The sequence below is a fragment of the Stenotrophomonas sp. 05L414_2 genome (assembly GCF_056397905.1).
In genome coordinates, this window is the sequence record NZ_JBFTOJ010000059.1 from 1 (window position 1) to 22,286 (window position 22,286).

9 protein-coding genes are annotated in these 22,286 nt (G+C 65.1%); 2 read left to right on the forward strand and 7 right to left on the reverse strand.

Translation table 11 applies throughout. The features are described 5' to 3' along the window. Positions 1 to 19 precede the first annotated feature (19 nt). The 6 genes from AC1DJN_RS10320 to AC1DJN_RS10345 all read right to left on the reverse strand — a co-directional run bounded on the left by AC1DJN_RS10320 (position 20) and on the right by AC1DJN_RS10345 (position 18,716). A complete protein-coding gene (locus AC1DJN_RS10320; protein ID WP_478039171.1) occupies positions 20 to 388 on the reverse strand; it encodes a glycine zipper 2TM domain-containing protein in 369 nt (122 codons plus the stop codon). Between the two features lie 154 nt (positions 389 to 542). Beyond that, positions 543 to 2,765, reverse strand: a complete 2,223-nt coding sequence (locus AC1DJN_RS10325; protein ID WP_478039172.1) for a methyl-accepting chemotaxis protein — start codon at positions 2,763 to 2,765, stop codon at positions 543 to 545. Positions 2,766 to 2,907: 142 nt separating this feature from the next. Continuing rightward, positions 2,908 to 3,780, reverse strand: coding sequence for a DUF2628 domain-containing protein (locus tag AC1DJN_RS10330; RefSeq protein WP_235189926.1), 873 nt, complete (start codon positions 3,778 to 3,780; stop codon positions 2,908 to 2,910). Between the two features lie 140 nt (positions 3,781 to 3,920). Beyond that, positions 3,921 to 4,343: a hypothetical protein gene (locus tag AC1DJN_RS10335; protein WP_032976071.1), complete on the reverse strand. Its 423-nt coding sequence runs from the start codon at positions 4,341 to 4,343 to the stop codon at positions 3,921 to 3,923. A 9-nt stretch (positions 4,344 to 4,352) separates the two neighbouring features. Further along, complete coding sequence (locus AC1DJN_RS10340) at positions 4,353 to 17,018, reverse strand: hemagglutinin repeat-containing protein (RefSeq protein ID WP_442251358.1); 12,666 nt, start codon at positions 17,016 to 17,018, stop codon at positions 4,353 to 4,355. Between the two features lie 21 nt (positions 17,019 to 17,039). Next, positions 17,040 to 18,716 (reverse strand): ShlB/FhaC/HecB family hemolysin secretion/activation protein, encoded by a 1,677-nt coding sequence (locus tag AC1DJN_RS10345; protein WP_442251364.1) that lies wholly within the window; start codon positions 18,714 to 18,716, stop codon positions 17,040 to 17,042. A gap of 370 nt (positions 18,717 to 19,086) precedes the next feature. Between AC1DJN_RS10345 and AC1DJN_RS10350 the strand changes: the two genes are divergently transcribed. Continuing rightward, complete coding sequence (locus tag AC1DJN_RS10350; protein ID WP_442251357.1) at positions 19,087 to 19,479, forward strand: barstar family protein; 393 nt, start codon at positions 19,087 to 19,089, stop codon at positions 19,477 to 19,479. Between the two features lie 27 nt (positions 19,480 to 19,506). On the opposite strand, the gene AC1DJN_RS10355 is transcribed toward AC1DJN_RS10350, so the two are convergent. Further along, positions 19,507 to 20,112, reverse strand: a complete 606-nt coding sequence (locus AC1DJN_RS10355) for a hypothetical protein (RefSeq protein WP_442251356.1) — start codon at positions 20,110 to 20,112, stop codon at positions 19,507 to 19,509. Positions 20,113 to 20,435: 323 nt separating this feature from the next. On the opposite strand from AC1DJN_RS10355, the gene mutS reads away from it, so the two are divergent. Next, the coding region (gene mutS, locus AC1DJN_RS10360; RefSeq protein WP_478039173.1) for a DNA mismatch repair protein MutS at positions 20,436 to 22,286 on the forward strand (1,851 nt) is incomplete at its 3' end.

A 22,286-nucleotide genomic window follows, 5' to 3' on the forward strand; every position in this document is an offset into this window, starting at 1 on the left:
GGGTTATCGCATGGAGGCATCAGCGATAGACGCGCTCACAACGGCGCTCGACCACGCGATCGCCGGTCTTCTGCTGATGGTTGCCCTGGATCTGCCGCCCAGCTGCACCGCCCGCCACGGCACCGGCGACGGTCGCCAGCTTCTTGCCGTTGCCGCCGCCTACCTGGTTGCCCAACAGGCCGCCGACCACGGCGCCCGTAGYGGTACCGGTGATGCGGTTGGGATCGCGGGTATTGCGCTGTACTTCCACGTTCTTGCAGACCACGCGGCTGCCATCGTTGAACTTGCGCCCTTCATCACGCGGGCCGTAATTCTGTGCGCCAGCAACGGACGAGGCCGCCAGCAGGGTGCCCAGCACCATCAATCGGGTCGAGGTCTTCATGGCCATCTCCTGTGCTCCGGTATGGCGCAAGTGTCTGCCTGCACGTGGCAACTGCAGGTGAAATCCACGTCTCCGGAGGCTGAGCGGCCATCATCGGTTCAGGAAACAAAAATGCGCCCATCGCGACCAGCCTCGCGATGGGCGCCGTCTCCCACCCGGCTTAGAACTCTTCCCACCCACCCGTGTTGGCAGCGAGCGACGGGGCATTCCGCAGCGGCACCCCGGTCACGCGACGCACCGGCGGCACGCTTGCAGCGACCGCTGCCAACATCGGACGGACCGCTGCCGCCGCCACCGAAGCGCCGGTGCGGAACACCGACACCGCTTCGGCCAGCAGGTTTGCCTGTTCTTCCATCGACCGCGCAGCAGCGCTGGCCTCTTCCACCAGCGCGGCGTTCTGCTGGGTGGTCTCGTCCATCTGCATCACGGTCTGGTTGACCTGCTCGATGCCCGAGCTCTGCTCCTGCGAGGCTGCAGAGATCTCCGCCATGATGTCGGTCACCCGCTGCACCGAGGCGACAATCTCGCCCATCGTCGTGCCGGCCTGACGCACCAGCGCCGAGCCGTCGGACACCTTGCCCACCGACTCCTCGATCAGGCCCTTGATCTCCTTGGCCGCACCCGCCGAGCGCTGTGCCAAGGTGCGCACCTCGCTGGCCACCACCGCAAAGCCCCTGCCCTGCTCACCCGCACGCGCGGCCTCCACGGCGGCGTTGAGCGCCAGGATGTTGGTCTGGAAAGCGATGCCATCGATCACGCTGATGATCTCGGCGATCTTCTTCGACGACGCTTCGATGGCGCTCATGGTGGTCACCACCTGGCCGACCACCTCGCCGCCCTGCGAAGCCACCCCATGTGCACCGATCGCCAGCTGGTTGGCCTGGCGCGCGTGTTCGGCGTTCTGCTTCACCGTGGAGGTCAGCTCCTCCATCGACGCTGCCGTTTCTTCCAGGTTGGCCGCCTGCTGCTCGGTACGCCGCGACAGATCGGTATTGCCGGAGGCAATCTCCCCCGCTGCCAGATTGATGCTGGATGCACTGGCCTGGATACGGCCGACGATCTGGGTCAGCTGCTCGACGGTCGCGTTGCAGTCGTCGCGCATGCGGGCGAACACACCGTGGAAATCGCCCTGCATGCGTACTGTCAGATCGCCGCGCGAGATCGCCTGCAGCAGGCTCGACACCTGCACCAGGTTCTCGTCCGTGGTTTGCATCAACCGGTTCAGCCCGGTCACCATGTCGCCGAAATCATGCTCGAAGCGTGTTTCGTCGCCACGCAGGCTGAAGTCGCCTGCGGCCGCGGCTGTGGCCAGCCGGCGGATCTCGCCGTTGATGGCCGACAGACTCGATTTGGTCTCGTCCATGGCCTGGGTGATCGCCGCCTTCTCGCCCGGCAGGCGATCCATGTCCACCGACAGGTCGCCGCGCGCGTAGTGCTTCATCACCTCGATCAGGCGGTTCTGCACGTGCACGTGCGAGCCCACCAGCGCGTTGGTGTCATGCACCATGCGCCCGTAGTCGCCGGGGAAGGCGCTCTCGTCCATGCGATAACCCAGGCTGCCATCATCGTGCTGCCGCGCCATCTCGCCCTGCGCGGCCATCACCGCCTGCAGCTGCCCCTGCATGCGCTGCATGGACTTCAGCAACTGGGTCACCTCGTCGTTGCCCGAGGCATCGATGACGTTGTCCAAGCGACCGTTGGCGATGCCATCGGCCAGCTTCACCGCGCCCGCCAAGGGGCGGGTCAGGCTGCGGGTGATCGCCCACGCGGCCAGTGCGCCGAGAATCAGGCTGAGCACACCGAAGGCGATGGACAGGGTTCCCGTCCACGCTTCCGTGGCGCGGTATTCCTCACGGCTGCGTTCGGTCAGGGTTTCCTGGTGCCGCAGCAGGCTGGAGATCGCTCCATTCCAGGCCGTGKCCAGACCGTGCTCGGCCAGCAGCTCGGTGGCTGCACCGTCGTAGTCGCCCGCCTTCATCCGCTCATGCAATTGTTGAGTGGAGACGTCGGTGGCCTTGCGTGCCGCCGCGATCTGCGCCACCAGCGTATCGCCGGTGGGATCGCGGGGAATCTTGACGTACTTGTCCCAGATTCCATCGTAGGTGCGGCTCAGTTCCTGCGCCCGCTGGTAATCCTTGTCGAACTCCTCGCCGCGCTTGATCACCATCAGGCGGCGATGCATCAGCACCGCGTTGTTGGTATCGAGCATGTCGTTCAACAACCGCATCTTGACCATGTTCACGCCCACCACTTTCTCGAACTGGGCGGACTTCAAATGGTTTCCGTACAACACCAGGCCGACAATGGCCAGGATGAACAGCAACAGCAGACCGAAGCCGGCAGAAAGCCGGGATCCCACACGGAGGTTGCGTAAGGCGAGCATCTCAATTCCCTTGATCGTGGCCCTATATCGGTGGCGGCACGACTGCGGGAAACTTTAAGATCAGTTATTGAAACAACGCCGCGTTAACATAAACGCGTTCAAGCAGAATCTCACCGTGAGGAAATCAGGCCCGTGGCGGGAATCAGCCACGCAAGCCGATGACGGTATGGCGGGTGAAGAACCGCATTTTCCCCTCGACCGTGAAATCGGTACGCCTGATTTCGACGAGCAGTTGCTCGCGCTGTGCTTCGTCCAACGTGCAAGGCTCCAGAACATTGGCATCCAGCACGGTACCCGGTGGCGTCAGACGTAGCTCGACAATGCAGACATTGTTGTCCATTGGAACACCCGCCGGCCACGCCGTCATCGCGATCGCACGCAGCTCCTCCTGGTACACCTCCCTCTCCGCATATTCGAGATCCGGGTCCGGCCGGTTCGCCGGCAGGTGCAGTGAAGACTGCCTGGGCGCTGCCTTCGGCATCGAACGAACTGCCAGATTGATCAGGGTGTTCTGTGAGGCCGTTACCGCCAAGGCGATCACCAGAGCGGTGTAGCTGACACCACCGGCCTTCTGCAGTTCGGCACGCCGCCGATGCGCGCCTCCATGCCCGGCAAGCACCTTGCGGGCAATCCTCCGGCAATGAGACAGGTACAGGGAATTCGCCAGAATTCCGGCAAGCACGCGGCAGACCACGAAGACGACTACCGCGAACCATGGCAGACCCATCTGAGTGAACGTGGTCATCGCCAAAGGCGGAACGATGAACCAGATCGTGCCCCATACAGGCATGCGTCGGAAGAAGAACCACAATGATGAAAACAGGAACGCCGGCCAATGCCACCGTCTCGGCGCCCTGCCGGCTGCGTCGTCCAGCCTCCAGAAATGGCAATAGGTGGAGAACCGGTCCCCAACCACAATCGCCAGCGCACTCTTTTCACTTGACTCGTCAGCGGCCGAGTCTGCGTCTCGCTCCGCGCCACCCTCTGCACTACCGAAAGTGGGCTCGATCTTCATCTGCACTGATTCTTCATCCAAAAAAAACACACTGACAGTCATTCGAAGGATTGACTGTTCTAGCCGGGTAACCCGGTAGCCGATCAATTGCCCGGTCCGGCATCGCCTGCCCCTTTCACACTCTTCCACAAAAGCCACATTCAGCGCATCAAATGAAGCAGAACATCGTCCGAACCGATGGCGATCCTTGGAATATGATTTCGAACACGCTCGGGAAGGTCGTCATCGCGAAGCGCAAGCTCCGGCTTGGCGATAAGGCGATAACCATCCCCGCTTACGTCATGACTAAAAATCCCGCGACTTGCCATTTCAAGGAAAGAGCGAAGATAAGCCTCGCGCTGAGCGAGGCCGCTGAAATCAGGCAAGCTCTCTTCAACCACGATGACGCCCGAGCAAATAGGAAGCGAGTAAATATAGTCACACACCAATTGCCAGCCCTCGATGGACGACGCAACCTGGCGCGGCACGAAACCACGCCCTCCCGTAGCAAAATGACAAACATATCCATCAGCACCAACTGCAAACCAATCTATGTCATTGACCTCAAGAAATTCCTCATCCATCTCCATATATTACTCACCTCCAAATATATTCTTGCAATTATCACATCTAGGAACAGGAAGACCACTTCTTGGCCGAACAGCAGCAGTGAATTTGATATCCTCAAGCTTCAGGCGTGGATTTGCCAGCATCAGTTCGTTTGCAGCTCTGAATTCTGCGCAACGACCAATAGTATTCCCACATGCCGTCTTGACACCAAGGCCTCCGAGCGAATCGGCGTACGCCTTCAGTTCCGGTGCGATCACGGCAGGAACAGGGCCACTCGACATAGTCACAATTCTACCAGTTGTAGGATCAACGGCACCGATCGCGGTTGCTGGCGGGTTCCTCCCAATACCTGCGATGTACTTTATGAGCTGCTGTTCCGCATCGGCGATAAGTCTTACCTCCGAAGCAGCCGTCATGGTCCTCTTGGCGAGGAATGCCCCCGGCCCGACCAAGGAAGTTCCGATGTCAAACGTGAACTTTCCACCAATGTCAGCCGCTTGATCTACGTCTTCAAAATTCCACGAGTTCCTACCACCAGTCAGGTAGTACGCAAGGCCTGCCGTCTTCTCCATGTACTCATTGATGCCCTGACTGATCGCGTTGTTGCGTTTTTCGGAGAAGGCTTGCAAGCCAAGCTTGTCCATCTCCTTGTAATCCGAGAAAAAGCCCAGCAGAACACTGATCTGGTTCATGCTTGCCGCACCAGCTACAAGGTCCTTCCCCCCGGTCCAGAGCCCGTTTACGAACGCAGCACCAGCGACCGCTCGATTCGTCGACAACAGCCAGTCGGCTTCCGCACCGTAGCCTGCACCACGCAATAGATCGACAGTGTTCGAACCGCACTCACCAACCAGCGAACAGTACACCTTCCTTTGCAGATCTTCGGTGGAAGAGTGAATTGCCAACGTGTCAAGGTTGACCCCAGAACCGGCATTCTTGCTCGCAGCGATGAGCTTATCGGCGTTTTCCGCCATCCAGGCGTCATACTCCCCCTTATATATAGGRGAGTTATGCGATTCCAATGCAATCTTCGCCAGTGATCGCTGCTCACTGCACGCGATAGACCCTGGCACTTGGCATGCCATCATCAGCTTGTAATCGCGCTCAGCGGAGAGCCGCTCGAAGTTCTCCTTGATATCGCAGTCTTTACCTGCATCAGAACAGATAACAGTCGCCTGAAGGTACTCCATCCGCTCGTCGTGATTCAGGTAGTTGTTCTCAACGGAGTTTTTCGCGATACCCATGCCCAATGTCGCGCCAGAAATTCCTGCACCGGAAAGTCCTCCCGCCATTGCGCCGACCGCTTGTCCGAGCACCCTTACTTGCTCCGCCTGCTCGGGAGTCAACTGCCCGCCATTCTGTTTGGCGTAGTAGTCGCCAAGGAACTTCGCTGCCAGCTCACCCCCACCCGCCGCCAGCGCCCCACTCCCCGCCGAGCCACCATTGGCCTCCGCCAACAATGCTCCCAGCAGTGCGTGCGACAGCATCTGCATGGCCTCACTGGGGACCGCGCTCTGCTTGTTCGGATCGAACGTCTTGCCGATCAGTTCCGCCGCATACGGCGCTAACGCATTGGAGCCCAGCTGGCCCAAGCCCTGCCCGGCCACGCCACCGACCAATGCGGTGGTGACCGCACCCAGCGCGCGGCCATAGACGCCATCGGGGGCCCACTTCTGCTGGGTCACCAGCGCTTCGGGATAGGCGGGATCGAACGCCACCAGACGATTGAACTGCTCGTCCCAAGGAAGGTCATCAAATACCCGTCTTTCTTCGACGCTCAGCCCTTCCCGATACTTGTCGGTGATCTTGTTCGCTCCAGCACTGCCAATGTCGTTGGCGATCTGCTGGCTTGTGGAAAGCACCGTCCCCGCCGCAGCCGCCATCGCCTGCTGGTCCGCCAGCAGCTTGGTGGCATCCGGCATCGCCTCCAGCGCACGATGCGCTGCACTGGCATCGGTATTGATACCCAGCTCCGCCGCCGTGGTCTGCTTGCCACCGATGGTGATGTTGCCTTCGGTCAGCGTCGCAAGCGTTGAACTGCTGTCGCTGCCGTTCTCCGTCATCGACATGCCTGGGCCACCGCGGGGGGCGGTAGTGCCCGCCTTCGGGTCCCAACCCTTCATCTGCCCGCCCGCACCACCGCTGATGCTGCCGGAGCTGGCCGAGTAGTCCATCTGGTTCTGCAGGTCGCTGAAGGTCAGCGTCTGTGCGGTCAGTTCACTGTTGGCCGCGTTGGTACTGGAAATCGCGCCGCCAATCAGGTTCACGTGTCCAGCATCCACGTGATAGCCACCGTTGCCGGCAAACAAGCCACTCTGCTGGCCCACGCCCTGGTAGCTGCCCTCGGCCTTGCCTGCGCTGGCATAGCCATCGGCATTCCACGCATTACCGAAGGCCACCTGCACGCGCCCACCCACTTGGCTGTTCTTGGACATGCTCTCGGCAATGTCGTGCAGCGATTCGATCGTCAGCGTGCCGCCGGTCTTGACGTCGATGCGATCGGCCGTGGCAGTCGCGCCACGCAAGGTGGTATCACCCTCGGCCTTCAGCGAGATGTTCTGGCCGGTCAGCGTGGTGTTCTGCCAGGTATTGCTGTCCGAGTTCGCCTTGCTGCTGCCCACGCTGGCTTCGGCATACACATACACGCCTGTCTGCGCGCCCACSACMACGCCAACGCCCACTTCGGCGCCGGCATTGCTGCTCTTGCTGCGGTCTGCCACGTGTGCCTTGCCCGCTTCCAGCAGGATGTCGCCGGCCGAATCCAGGCTGAGCGTGTTGCCCGCGCTCAGGTTGCCCTGCACCACGTGGATGTCGCCCGTGGTGCTGGTCAGGTTGACGTTGCCGCCGCCCTGGATGGTCGAGCCGCGCGAGACCGTGCTGCTGCCATCGGCGCTGCTGTTGGCCGTCTTGAAGCCGATGCCGGCTTCAGCACTGAACAGGTCGCCGCTGCCGGCACGGCCGGACAGCGCCGAGATCGCACTGGCCGCTTGATACGCGTTGGCGCCGGCGGCCATGCCCTGCATCTTCTGCAGGCGGTCATCGGACTGACGGGCCGCGTCCACGTTGTTGATCAGGTCGATCAGCGGCGACTTCACCCGTGCGAACACGCCGATCTTCAGGTCCTTGTCGCTCTGCGAGTAATGACCGCTTTCATCGGCGGTCAGCAGCTCGATCTCGGCGGCAGTGATGTTCACGTCCTTGGCGGCCACCACGTTGCTGGCCGTCTGCGTGTACTTGCCGCCAGCCGTCAGGTTCACGTTGCCGCCCAGGCTGCCGATGCTGCTGGCCACCTGTGACACCTGCGCGCTGTCGTCCTGGTGCTGCTCGCGGTGCCAGCCGGAGAACTTTTCGGTATCGGAAATCTGCACCGAGCCGATCGCCTTGCTGTCCGACGTATTGGCATTGCTGACCGTGTCCTGCCCGCTGCGCACCAGCAGATCACCGGCCGCACGGATGTTCACGTCCTTCTCGGCGGCGATGTTGGCCGCGGTCAGGCTGATGTTGCCTTCGGTGGTGGCCATGCGAACGCCACCTCCCACCGACAACTGAGTGCCGGTGATGGTGTCGCTGCTGCCGCTGCCGTCGCTCTGCGAGTTGTTGGTGCCAAACGGCAGGCCACTGGTGTTGTTGGCCAGGCCCCAGCCCTTGCCCCGGCTGCTGCTGTCGCTGCGCTCGGTGTTGTGGGCAACGTCGAACACGATGTCCTTGGTGGCCAGCAGCACGGCATTGCCCTCGGCCGACATCTGCGTGCCCTGGCTGAGGATCGAGCCTCCGTTGGCAATCAGCGTAAGATCGCCACCGGCAGCCAGCTGGCTGACACGCGCGTCACTGGTCGAATGGCTCTGCTCGCTGTTGGACCGCTGGCTGCCGGCGGTCACCACGGTCGACGTGGTGGCTGCACGCAGGCCGGAGGCCGCACCTTCAGCGGTGCGGGTGATCCGCCCCATCGCCGAGCCACTGTCGCCCATGCCGTCGGTGGTCGAGTCGCGGGCGCTGCGGTAGGCCTTGGTCGGGTCGTAGGTCACGCCCACCGAGAAGCCGCTGGACTTGCTCGCCTGGCTGGATTGGCTGTCCGTGATGTCCTGCCGCGCCAGCAGCGCGATGTCCTTGCCCACCAGCGTCAGGTTCTCGCCAGCGGCGACGTCCGAAGCGGCAATGGTCAGCTGGTTGCCGGCATTGATCAGCACATTACCTTCGCGTGAGGCGATGGCCGAGCCGACCTGGGTGGTGGACTGCTCGGCGCTGGTGCTGCTGTTCTTCGCGCTGCTGTAGCCCACCGACGCCACGCCGTTGCCAAAGCCTCCGGTAATACCGGATTTCTTTTTGCTCTCGCTGGACTCACTGCTGTGATGGTCCTCTGCGGCGGTGATCAGTACATTGTTGCCCGCTCCCAGAATCACGTTGCCAGTGGCATCGACCACCGCACCGACTGCGGTCAGATCGCGACCGGCAGTGATGTTGATGCTCTCGCCCTGGATCGCCGTGCCGATGGCATAGCTGTCGCTGTTGTCGACGCTGCGCGTGGTGGTGGTGCTGGAGAGCGTCTTCTTTTTCTTCTCGTAGCTGTCCAGGCTGTAGTCGTGCGTCTCGTTGGCCGAGAGCAGATTCACGTCGCGGCCAGCGACTACGCTGACTGCGCCATCGCTGCTCTCGACCAGTGCGGCGGTCAGGTTCACGTCGCGGCCAGCGCTCAGCAGCAGATTGTCCCCTGCCTGCAGCGTGCTGCCCCGCACCGTTTCATCACTCTGACTGACCTGTCGCGAGCTGCGTTTGCCCGCCGCGCTGGAGTCGCTGCTGACACTGTCCACCAGCGCCTGGCTGTTGATGTCACCGCCGGCCTGCAATGCCAGGCCACCACCGGCCTTGATCTGCGCTGCAGCAAGGTTGATGTCCTTGCCGGCAGCGAGCACCACATCGCCGCCGCTCTGCACACTGGTGGCTGCGTGCGTAGTCTGGCTGCTGCGCACATGATTGCGCTCGTCGTAGGTGGAGTCGTTGCGCTGGCCAAGCGTCAACGCGCCCAGATCAAGGCTGCCGCCTGCCGCCAACTGGGTAAGACCATCAGCACCGGCATTGCGGATCTGCGCGGCCTGCAGGCTGATGTCACCGCCGGCCACCACCGACAACACGCCATCGCCGCTTGGGTTGGTCACATACAGTCCGGCGACACGATCAAGCTGGGTAATCTCGAACGCATGCGTTCCACCTGCGCCGAGGGTCTCCACTGTCGAGGCCACCGTGACATTGCCCGCCGCCTGCACCGACAGCGCATCGGTCGCCGTCACGGTCGCGCCGGCAATGCGGATGTCCTTGTCCGACGCCAACCCGACGTACTGTCCGGAAATGCTGCCGCCCAGGTGTTCGATGTTGCCGGCATCGATGGTCACCAGCTTGCGGCCAGCGATGTCACCGGTGTTGACCAGGCCATTGGCCAACTTGATATCGACGTTGGCGCCGGCAAGTAGCGTCCCCTGTCCATCCAGATCGCCCGGGCGCAGGCGCAGGTAGACCTGCGGCACCAGTGCGGTGGTGGTGCTGCCGTCGGCCAGCGTCACGGTCTGCTCGACGAGCCAGACGATGTCACTGGTCAGCTGCGCCATCTGCGCCTCGGTCAGCGCCACGCCGGGGCGCAGGCCCCATTCGCTGGCCACGGTAGCGCCGGCTTCCAGCAGCGCGCGGTACTGCGCCTCGTCGCTGGCGTAACCGTCCAGGAAGCGGCGTCCGGTCAACTCGCCGATCTGCTCGCGCACCAGCTTCTGTTCGTAGTAGCCGTCACCCAGCCGCTTCTGCACGGTATCGGGCGAGTAGCCCATCTGCCCAAGCAGGTGGTCCGAGCTCAGCCACGTCTTGTGGTCGGTGAAACGCGGATCGGTTTCAACCAGATAGTTGCCGCCGTTGCGGTTGACGTTGAACAGGCTGGCCGTGGGTGCACGGGTGTCCGGCGCGCCCATCGCAATGCGGTCCGGCGAGCCGCCGGCCGCCGCGACCACGCGCGCCCCGGATGCAGTGCCATTGCCGGCGATGCCCCCGACCGTGCCGCCCTGCTGCGTGCCGGCGGCATCTGCCGCCCGTGCCAGCGCGCGTTCCGCCCCCGTCCCTCCGCTGTGGCCCGGTCCCTGCGCACCGTTATGGCCAGGGCCGTCCGGCAGCGTCTTCGGCCCCTGCACGTTGAGGTTGGCCATTGCCGCGCCATCCTGCACGTTGGGTGCGTTGCGCCCTTGGTTGAGGTTGCTCAGATCGCCGACGTCGATGCTGAGCGTACCGTTGGCAGTGATCTGCCCGCCCAGTTGACCAATCTTTTCGGAGATGGGTGCTGCTTCCCACTGCGTGCGGGTGCCGTTGTAGGCAATCGATGTGTTGTTGAACGTATGCGTTCGAAACAGCTCCACGCCCTCATTGCGCACACGGCTGTCCGCGCCGTGGCCAACGATCTGCATATTGCCGCCGGCAGCGATCTGCGCGTAGAGGTTGTTCAGCTCATCTACCGAAAGGCGCATGTTGCCACCCGATCGAATGACCGCATCGGCGCCGACGCCGGACTGCAGCTGGTCCTCGTAGGCGACATGGTGCGCCAGGCGGTTCTGCTCGTTGAGGCTGGTTTCCTGGGTGTGCTGGCGCCGCCCGAAGATGGTCGCGTCTGGGTTGTTGAAGCCGGCGGGGGTGATGAACTGGATGCACGTGGTACTGCAGGTTCCGTACGCGTTGGAGAACGTCAGACGGTCGGTCTGGTAGGTGAACTTCTCCTTGGACTTGAGCACATCGAAGGGATCGCCACCTGCCACCTGGTCCGGATTGGCGGCAGTACCCTTGCTTACGTAGTAGATCGTGACCGTCCCGTTCACCGGATCCATGCGCCAGCGCTCGCCACGCACGTCATAGCCCAAGCCGCCGGAGCCGAAGAAGAAGCGCGAGGTGTTCGCAGTCAGGCGGATCACCGCCTTGCCCAGCCGGGTGCCGTCGGCGGCAATGAAGGGTTCATCCTGCAGCACGTCTTCCGGCGCGATGTAGTAGAACTCCCATGCTTTGTAGTTGCTGGTGTCGCTGACCGTTCCCGCCGTGTTCTTGCTGTTCTTCTGCCACGACGCAACCGTCATGCTCGCGGTGGTGTCGATCGTCTTTGTCGAAACGACCGACACGTTCTCACGGATGTTGTTGATCGCGCCCGCATCGATCGCCAGGTTGCCGCTCACATCAATGATCGAACCGATGTTGTCGATCCTGCCGGCCGTGCCCGCAGCAATGCGATCAGCCCCCAGCGATCCACCGATGGCCGCGTCGCCGCCGCTGTAGAGCAGGCCCTTGCCGGTGTTCTGCAGTTCGCGCACGCCCAGGTCCAGGCGCTCGCGCGCGGCCACGGTGCCGACGCGGGTGGCACCGTTGGCATCCTCGGCATGGTTCTTCAGCACGCCGGCCGAGATCGCCACGTGGTCGCCATAGATGCGGCCGGTGCCAAGGTTGTCCAGCACGTCGGCTTCGAGGTGGGTCACCTTGCCGTCGATCAGGCCGCGATTGGTCAGCTGGCCGCGTGCATTGAGATGGGTGATGCCTTCGCTGGAGATCTCGCCGTTGGCCGCGTTGGTGATGTTCTGCGCGTTGAGATCGAGGTTGCCGCCACGCAGTACGCCCTGGTTGTCCAGGTCGCCGGACAGATGCAGGGCCAGCGTGCCGTTGGCCACCCATTCGCCGCGGTTGCTCAGGCCCTGCTGCAGGGTCAGGCTCAAGTCGCGCTGGGCGTGTACCTGGCCGTCCTCGCTGAGCGCGCGCGCCACCAGGGTCTGGCTGCCATCGGCCCGCAGCAGGCCGCCACTGTTGGCGACGCTGTCGGCACTGCTGTCGAGGTTGCCGCCGGTGGTGATGACACCCCCGTTGTTCTGCAGCTGGCCGTTGACCTGCAACCGCGCGCCGCCATCGGTGACGATCTGTCCCTGGCTGTTGTCCAGCCACTGCGTTCCGAACTGCAGCTGRCCTGCCTGCAGGCCGCGGGTGCCATCGCCGCCGCGGGTGTTGCGGTTGTCCACGCTGGCTGCGGTGAGGGTCAGCAACTGGCCGGCGGCGATCGCGCCGGCAGTGTTGTCCAGGTGCCCGCTCAGGGTCAGGTCGAGATTGCGCCCGGCCTGCACGCGCCCGGCGCCGTTGGCCAGCGTCGTCGCCTGCAGCGACAGGCCCGACGCGCTGGCAAGCGTACCGCCAGCGCTGTTGTCGGCACTGGCCAGCACCAGCCGCGCATCGCCCTGTGCGTTCAGCGTGCCACCTCGGTTGTCCAGCGCACCAGCGTCCAGCTGCAGTGTGCCCGCCGCCAACAGGCCACCACTGCTGGCGGTGTCCCGGTTGTCGATGGTCTGCCCTGCGGTATCGATGCGCAGATCGGCGGCCGACTGCACCCGGCCGCCCTGGTTGAGCAGCGCGCCACTGTGCACGGTCAGCGCACCCTTCTGCGTACCCAGCGTACCTGCGCTGTTGTCCAGCCGCTGGCCGCGGGTATCGACGGTCAGCTGCCCCCCCAGCAGCGTGCCGCGTTGGTTGTCGAGGCCATTGGCCTGCAGCTGCAGCAGCTCGCCGGCCTGCATCGCGCCATCGCTGTTGTCCACGCCTGCAACCGTGGTCAGCAGCAGGTCCTTGCCTGCCACCACCGTGCCGTGCCGGTTGTCGAGGCTGGCGGCGCCCAGGGTCATCGCACCGGCGCTGGACAGCAGCCCCTGGCTGCCGTTGTCGAGGCGACCGTCGATGCCCAGCACCAGTTCGCTGCCGCCGGCATGGACAGTACCGCCGAGGTTGTCGAGGCTGGCGGCATTGATCGTGCCCGCGCCACCCAGCAGGATGCGCCCGCTCTGGTTGTCCAGTGCCTCGCCGATGGCCAGGGTGGAACGGCCGCTGCCGGCGCCCTGCAGGGTGCCCTGCGCATTGATCAGCTGCCGCGCGGAAACGTCGAGCACGCCATTGCTGGCCAGCGATCCGCCGCGATTGTCCAGCAGCCCCTGCACCCGCAGGCGCAGAGCTTCTTCGCCGGTAGCAGTGAGCGCACCGCCGGCGGTGGTCAGGCTATCGGCGTTGATATCGATGCGGCGCGCCGAGGTGGTCGCCTTCGACAGGTCAAGCGTTTTGCCCTCCAGCACCAACGTGCCATTGCTGAGCACGCTGCCGCCCGCACCCAGCAGGGTCTGTGCGAGCACCTGCAACTGGCCGCTGCCGGCGTGCTGGATCTTGCCTGCGCTGTTGTCCAGCGTCTGCGCCTGCAGCGTCAGGTCACCATTGCTGGCCAGCGTACCGCCGGCATTGCCCAGCGTGGTGGCATGGATGCGGCTGGCACCCTCGCCACTTGCGATGATGCGGCCGCCGGTGTTGTCCAGCGTTCCGGCYTCGAGGTCGAAGCGATCAGCCCCCAGCGTTGCGTCGCGATGGTCTACCTCATCCGCGCGCAGGGTCAGCGTAGCCGCAGAGACCAACGTGCCCTTGCTGCCATCCAGGCGGGCCGTGGTGATATCCAGGCCCTGGTTGCCGGCCTGGCGGATGGCACCGGCGGTATTGTCCAGCTGTGCGGCAGTGAGGGTCAGCCGGTTGGCATTGCTGGCGATGGTGCCTTCATGGTTGTCCAGCGTACCGTCGACCTGCAACGTGCTGTCGGCTGCACCGGCAGCACTGAGCGTACCCTTGCGGTTGAGCAGTTCACCGGCCTGCACATCCAGCGCGCCGTTGCCTGCGATCGTGCCGCCGCTGTTGTCCACGGCCTGCGCCACGCGCAGCTGCAGTGCATCGCTGCCGGTGGAGCTCAGGTTGCCGCCGGCGTTGTCCAGGCGTTCGGCATTGATCGCGACGCGCTCGGCCTGGGTGGTGCTGCCGGCACCCAGCACCAGCTCGCCGCCGTCAAGCATCAGCGACGACTGGCTGAGAATCCGCCCGGCTGCGCCCTGCAACGCATCGGCACGGATCTGCAGCGAGCCGCTGCCGGCGTGCTCGATTGCACCGCTACGGTTGTCCAGCCGCGCCGCCTGCAGCAGCACGTCTCCGCTGCCGGCCAGACGGCCGCCATTGCGGTTGTCCAGCAGTTCGCGGGCCTGCACCTGCAACAGGCCGCTGCCCGCAGCAAGTACCTTGCCGCCCTGGTTGAGCAGGCTGCCGACGTGCAGCTGCAACTGGCCGTTGCCAGAGATCGCACCGGCGCTGTTGTCCAGTTCGTCGCGCACGGTCAGTGTCGCGCCCTGGCTACCGGCCGACTGCAGCGTGCCCTCCTGGTTGTCGATGCGGCCCGCATCGATGCGCAGGCCCGCGTTGCCAAGCACCTGCCCGCCTTGGTTGTCGAAGGTGCCACGTACATCCAGCGCCAACTCGGAATTGCCGAGCGACACGATCTGGCCACCGGCGTTGCGCAGGCCGTCGGCCTGGATCTGCACGCTCTGCGCCGAGGTGGTGCCGCCACTCACATCCAGCTGGCCACCGGTCAGCGTCAGGTCACCGTTGCTGAGCAGGCGGCCCTCGCTGCCACGCAGAGTATCGGCGTGTACACGCAACGCGCCGTTGCCGGCCTGCTGCAGCAGGCCCTTGCTGTTGTCCAGCGTCCCCGCCGAGACGGTCAGCTCGCCATTGCCGGCCACGGTGCCACCGGCACTGTTGTCCAGCGTGCCGGCGCGCAGCATGCTGCCCTGGTTGCCCAGCGACAGCAGGCTGCCGCCGCGGTTGTCCAGCGTGCCGGCGACGATCTGGAACTGCGCTGCAGTGAGCGTGCCATTGCGCACGTCCGCATTGCCCACCGTCCAGTCCAGGCGACCGAGCGTGCTCAGGCGACCGCCGGCACCGGTCCAGTCGCCCGTGGTCAGCAACAGGCCGCCGTTACCGGCATGCTCGATGCGGCCACCGGCGTTGAAGACCCGACCTGCCCCCAGCGTCAGGCGCTCGGCATTGGTCGCCAGCAGGCCGCCGTCGTTGTTGAACGCGCCTTGCACTGTCCAGGCCGACTCGGCACTGCCGGCATGGCGCAGCTCGCCTGCCCGGTTGTCCAGCGACTGTGTCTGCAGCTGCAGCGCACCGGCCACACTCAGCGCGCCCTTCTGGTTGGACAGCGCCCCCAGCTGCAGCGCAGCGTCACCGTGCACCTGCAGTGTGCCGCCATCGTTGTTCAGATCGCCCGTGGCGCGCAGCGAGGCCACACCAAGGCGGCCTCCGCTGTTGTCCAGACCATTGCCCGCAACCAGCGATACACGACCGCCGTTGCTGATGCTGCCACCGTCGTTGTCGAGCGTGCCGGCGATGTCCAGCACACCGGCGGCCAACGGAACAGCCGGCGTCACCGGCGTACCGTCGCCAGTGCCGGTACCCGGTGTACCCGGAGTACCCGTACCGGGCGTGCCGGTTCCGGGCGCACCGGTACCTGGCGTTCCGCCGCTTCCCGGCGAGGTGCCACTGGGGGTACCGCCGGAGCCGCCCGACGCCACCGCATCCAGCGCACCGATCAGGCCTTCGCTGCGATTGCTCACGCTGCCTGCGGTGAGGCTCAACGCCTGCACGCCGGTCTGCTCGATGGCACCGCCACGGTTGCGCAGAGCCTGTGCCTGCAGCTGCAGGCGCTGTGCATTGAGCTTGCCGCCGCTGTTGTCCAGCGTGCCACCGGAGGTGATCGCAGCTTCATGCGTGGCAGCGATGGTGCCGGCATTGGCCAGATCGCCGCTCGCCTGCACGCGCACGTTCTGCAGTGACTGCAGCGCGCCGGTGTTCTCCAGCCGGCCRTCCACCGTGACCACGAGTTCGCCGGCCTGGGCACCGATGCTGCCGGCATTGCGCACGCCCACGCCGTGTTCATTGCCGACCAGCCAGATCTTGTTGGCGAACATGCCCCCCAGCGCGCCCACATCCAGCGCAAAGGTCGGCGCATCGCCGCTGGCCGCCGCAGCGTTGACCTGGCTGTGGTCGGCACTGACCACGTTGTTGCCGAGGGTCGCCTGCAGCTGGTTGGCCCAGATGCCGGCGTTGACCTTCAGCGATCGGGTGATCAGGTCGGTGTAGTCGGCGCGGCTGGCATCGAGGCCATCGCCGTTGACCTCGATTGCCCCACCACTGACTCGATAACCTTCCAGCGAACCGCTGCCGCTGAACACCGGCGCGCCGGTGGTGAGCGTGACGCGGCTGGCATTGAGGAAACCGCCACCGTTGACCTGGATGCCGGCAGGATTGGCGATGATCACCTCGGCGCGCTGTCCGGCCACTTCCACGTAGCCATTGAGCCGGCTGGCCGGGCCGTTGACCTCGTTGAGGATGACCCGGGCGCTGCCGGTGGCGAGCCACGGATTGCCCTGCACCCAGCCACCCAGCTGCGTCTGCACCTGGCCACGCGCGTTGTTGAGGATCACGCCCTCGCGGCCGACATCGAACTGCGAGTAACGGTTGCGCGAAACACCACCGGCCGATGGCGTGGTGATGTTGACCATCGGCACACCGTTCGGCGCGGTGACCACGGTGGGCCGCTCACGGCCTGGCGCGTTGGGATCGGACACGATGTGGCCGACCGATTGCGCTGCAGCCACGGGCGCCAGGCTGACCCATCCCAACGCGCACATCAGCGCGAAGCCGAGCGGCGACACGGCTGCCGTCTGCCGGCCGGCGACCTGGCCGACCAGGCCGCCACCGCCTTTCACCAGTTCCGAAGCGACCTGCCACACGCGCAGCGCGCGGTTGAAAACCAGGCGATAGATGCTGTTCATTTCACGAATCCTTGTGCCAGATCAGTAGCGCCACGCCAGGCTGAAGCCGAAGGTGGTGTAGTCAGTCGGGAAGTTGGAGGGCTTGTGCAGGGCCGAGCCCACGAAACCGTCCCAGGAAAGCTGCTGCCAGCCGCCGCGCAGGCCCAATGCCATGCCGGCCAGATCCCGGCCGGATTGCCATTGCGCCGATGGCCCGCCGATGCGGCCGTAGTCGGCGGCGACGTAGAACTCCTGGCCGCCGCCGATACCCAGCGACAGGTCGTTGCGCAGCGACCAGCCGCGCTCGCCGCTGAGCGAGCTTTCGCCATCGAAGCCACGCACCGTGTAGCGGCCGCCGATCGCAAAGCGATCCTGTGGCGACAACGGTGTGCGGTTCCACTGCGCGCGCCARGCAGCGGTGTAGCGCAGGCGCTGCTTGCCCAGCTGGAACGGCACGCTGAACTGCGCGTCAGCCGTGATCAGCTTCATCCGCGAGGTGCCTTCCAACGGCAGGCTTGGATCCCACGCCCGGGCCATCTCTTCCGGGGAGCGCAGTGCATGGAAGGCACCGGTGCCGCGCCGGTATGCCAGCGTGGCATCAAGCGTGGCCGCACCGATGAACTGCTTGTGGGTCAGGCCGAGCTCCCAGCCCGAGGTACGGCGACGCTGCACCTCGATCTCGGTATCGTCGATGTAGTTCTTCGACGTGCGCTGCCAGCCGCGGCCGTAGATGCCCAGCTTGGTCTTGGCATTGCGCAGCAACAGGCGATCCACGCGTGCCTCGGCGTTGCCGCTGCGGCCGCTGTAGTCATAGCTTTCGTACGCGCCCACCACGGTCTGGCTGTAGTCGTAGGCACTGGCCGTGGCGCCGAACAGCCAGTAGCCGTAGGGCACGTCGTAGTGCGCGGTCCAGCTGTTGGTGTCCTTGCCTTTGCCATTGAACACGCCGCGCCCCGCGCTGACGTAGAACAGCTCGTTCAGGCCCAGCGGGTTGTCCAACGACAGCGTGGCGTTGGCCTGCAGCTTGCCGGTGCCCTGGCTGCCTGCATCGTCCAGGGTCAGGCTGGCACGCACCGGCGAACGCTGTTTCCAGTCGATGTTCAGGTCGCTCTGCCCGGGCGCGGCGCCTTCGCCGTCTGCAGGTGCGATCTTGATGTCAGCAGTGACRGTGGGCACGCGCTGCAGGTTCTCCAGCCCCTGCTCGATGTCGCGCAGGTTCAACAGGCCGCCACTGCGGATCGGCAGCGCATTGGCGATGGCCGGATGCCGCCCATCCGCCTCGGTGAACACCGCCTCGCGGAATCGCCCGGGCACCACCGACAGTGTCAGCGTGCCGGTATTCAGATCCTGCGGGGCCGACAGCACGCGGGTGGTGACATAGCCACGCGCGATGATCGCGTTCTGTACGCGCTTCATCACCACGTTGATGCCTTCAGTGCCCAGGCAGCGGCCGCTGGCGGGATCTTCGCGCGGATCGGCTGCGGCCAATGCCCACTGGAAGCCCTTGGCACCCTCGCCGTCCAGCACGATGCGATCAATACGCACGCAGGGCTGCTCCTGCGTCGGCAGGCGCTCCCCCTGTTCACCCTGGCTGCTCTTCAGGCGTACATCGGGCCGGCTTTCCTGCTGCTCGCGCAGCACGCGTTCTCGTTCCTGCTGGCGCAGCAGCTCCTGCGCGCCCGGGTCACCCACCTGCTGGGCAGCAACACTGAAGGCCATGCCCAGAAGCACCAACCCTCCACCACTGCGGCGCGCACCGCGCACAGACATCTTCCTTGCTTGCACAATCAATTCCACGTGTTGATGCCACGCGTCAGCGGTCCTGCTCCCGGAAAGGAGAAGGGCCAACCCAATGGCTTGAATCGAGGTTCGCCGGGGGTATGCAACGGCATGCCACCGCGCCCGACGCGAAGTGGCGCATAGGCTATCGGCCGCCCGAAGGATTTCTATAGGRAAATTTTCAAATGCCCAGGACTACGGGGACAGAACACCGCAGGCAGAGATCCAGAGTATGCGCACGCACGCGCCACGTCGCAAAGCAACGGCGTTCAGCACAACGCCTTTCGCCGGCCCACGCTACAGTCGGCGCATGACCGTATTCCTGCAGATCAATGGCACCGCCATTGTTGATATCCCCAGCCTCTATGCGGAGATCAACCGGGTATTCATGGCCGGCGAAGCCTGGCAGCTCGGGCCCAGTCTCGATGGGCTGGACGATCTGCTGAACGGCGGTTATGGCGCGCTGGCCGGGCACGAAACCGCCACGCTGGTCTGGCGCGACATCGACCGCAGCCGAGAGGCACTCGGATTGGAGGCCACGCGCGCGTGGCTGGAAGACAAGCTGCGGCAGCCGGGTACGTTCAATGCCGAAACCATCGGCCGCCAGCTGGACGCCCTGCAACGTGGCGAGGGGCAGACCTACTTCGACATCGTGATGGAGATCTTCGCCAGCCACCCGGACATCACCCTGGTACAGGCCTGAGGCTGCCACGCCTGCTGCCGACGCCCATCAAGGAACGTGGCAACAGGTACCACATGCACAGCAGGAGCTTGCACCACAGCACTTGAGCGACTGTCCGCTGCCATCCTGGCACTTCGCTGCACAACATCCCTTATCGCGAGCGGTTGCCATTGGCGAGGCGATGGCACAGGCAGTCGCCCTGCCATCTCCTCCCAAGGGCGACGCCTCCACCGAATAGTCCAGCACCTGGACGTCGGCCTGTACCCCGCCCAGCCCACGCTTGCGGACACCCAGCGGCCGCCCCTCCAGTGCCGCCGCCTGCACCATCGCCGGAGAGATCGTCAATGCGCCCTTCTGCAGCAGCGTCCCGTCCTGCCACAGGCTCCACTGCAGGTCTGCACCCGCTTCGCCGACGATGGCCTCCGCTTCGGCAATGTCGACCACCAGGCTATAGCGTTGCCCATGCCTGCCCTCCAGCGCGACGGTCGCCGTGCGCCCCTGCCGCACGCTCAGCCGGGGCGAGAACGCGGGGACCCCGTCGTGCAGCACCCGCAACGCAAGGTGGTGCAGGTCATTCGACGGCGCCGCCTCTGCCGCCAGGGAAAGACCCGCGGTGCAGGCCAGAAATATCGCAAGCAACACCCGAAGGAACATGCATGACTCCGTTTGACCGCCCGATTGCGGCGATCCACCCTCCGCCGGACATCCCTCCGAAAGCTGTGACCCATAACGCGGATTCACCCAGCACCAGCAGGCTGGCGCCGGCAACGACCGTTTCACTCGCAATTGCCCATCGCCCGAGCCTCCCGCACAACCATTGAGAGTCGCACGCGCCACCGCAGCTGTTCACCTGCGACACGTGCCACGCCCCCGGCAAAAGCGTCCCCCCTGCCGCGACCAGTTACCATGGACAGCCCTGTACCGGCTCCGCCCCGCTGCCCTCCGGCGCGAGCGGACGCCCCTGATCCACGAGTCCCATGTCCAAAGACAAGTCCGCCGAACACACCCCGCTGATGAAGCAGTTCTTCGCAGCCAAGTCCGACTACCCGGACCTGCTGCTGTTCTTCCGCATGGGCGACTTCTACGAGCTGTTCTACGACGACGCGCGCAAGGCCGCGCGCCTGCTCGACATCACCCTGACCCAGCGTGGCAGCTCCGGTGGTGCACCGATTCCGATGGCCGGCGTGCCGGTGCACGCCTACGAGGGCTACCTGGCACGACTGGTCGCGCTGGGCGAATCGGTGGCGATCTGCGAACAGATCGGCGACCCGGCACTGGCCAAGGGACTGGTCGAACGCAAGGTGGTGCGCATCGTCACCCCCGGCACGGTCACCGACGAAGCGCTGCTGGACGAGCGTCGCGACACCCTGCTGATGGCCCTGTCGCGCAACAAGAGCGGCTATGGCCTGGCCTGGGCCGACCTGGCCGGCGGCCGTTTCCTGGTCAACGAAGTGGACACCGATGACGCGCTGGAAGCCGAACTCGCGCGCCTGGAGCCGGCCGAACTGCTGGTGCCGGATGAGGAGAACTGGCCGGAGTTCCTGCGCCAGCGCAGCGGCGTGCGTCGCCGCGCGCCATGGCTGTTCGACGCCGACAGTGGCCGCCGCCAGCTGCTGAACTTCTTCAAGCTGCATGACCTGAGCGGCTTCGGCATCGACGACAAGCCGCGCGCAACGGCCGCTGCCGGCGCCCTGCTSGGCTATGTCGARGARACCCAGAAGCAGCGCCTGCCSCACCTTACGTCCATCTCGATGGAAACCGCCGGCGAAGCGATCGCGATGAACGCGGCAACGCGGCGCCATCTGGAGCTGGACACCCGCGTCGACGGCGATACCCGCAATACCCTGCTCGGCGTGCTCGACAGCACGGTGACGCCGATGGGCGGCCGCCTGCTGCGCCGCTGGCTGCATCGGCCGCTGCGCCTGCGCGAGGTGCTGGTGCAGCGCCACCACGCGGTGGAAACACTGATCGACCGTGGCGCGGACGCAGATATCCGCGAACAGTTCCGCCGCCTCGGCGACCTTGAACGCATTCTCACCCGCGTTGCCCTGCGCTCGGCACGGCCGCGCGACTTCTCCACCCTGCGCGATGGCCTCGGCCTGCTGCCGGCCGTACGCGAGGTGCTGGCACCGCTGGATTCACCGCGCTTGCAGACCCTGCACGCCGCGCTCGGCGAACACGACGAATGCGCCCACCTGCTGGCCAGCGCGATCGCCGACATGCCGCCGCTCAAGCTCAGCGATGGTGGCGTGCTGGCCGATGGCTTCGACGCCGAGCTGGATGAGCTGCGCCGCCTGTCGACCCACGCCGACCAGTTCCTGGTCGACCTGGAGCAGCGCGAGCGCGAGAGCAGCGGCATCGCCACCCTGAAGGTCGGCTACAACCGTGTGCAYGGCTACTACATCGAAATCAGCAAGGGCCAGTCCGACCGTGCGCCGGTGCACTACACCCGCCGGCAGACACTGACCAACGCCGAGCGCTACATCACCGAAGAACTGAAGGCGTTCGAAGACAAGGTGCTGTCCGCCCGCGACCGTTCGCTGTCGCGCGAAAAGTACCTGTACGAGCAGCTGCTGGACACRCTGGGCACCCAGCTGGAGCCGCTCAAGCAGTGTGCTGCCGCACTCAGCGAACTGGACGTGCTGGCCGCCTTCGCCGAACGTGCGCAGGCGCTGGACTGGGCGCGCCCGGAGCTGCAGGCCGAGCCGTGCCTGAAGATCGAGCGCGGCCGCCATCCGGTGGTGGAAGCGGTGCGTGACCAGCCGTTCGAGCCCAACGACCTGGATCTGCACCCGGACCGTCGCATGCTGGTCATCACCGGCCCGAAC

Coding starts and splice junctions, on each gene's coding strand:
- AC1DJN_RS10350 (WP_442251357.1), top strand. CDS start 19,087: ATGACCGTATTCCTGCAGATCAATGGCACCGCCATTGTTGATATCCCC.
- AC1DJN_RS10330 (WP_235189926.1), bottom strand. CDS start 3,780: ATGAAGATCGAGCCCACTTTCGGTAGTGCAGAGGGTGGCGCGGAGCGA.
- AC1DJN_RS10355 (WP_442251356.1), bottom strand. CDS start 20,112: ATGTTCCTTCGGGTGTTGCTTGCGATATTTCTGGCCTGCACCGCGGGT.
- AC1DJN_RS10335 (WP_032976071.1), bottom strand. CDS start 4,343: ATGGATGAGGAATTTCTTGAGGTCAATGACATAGATTGGTTTGCAGTT.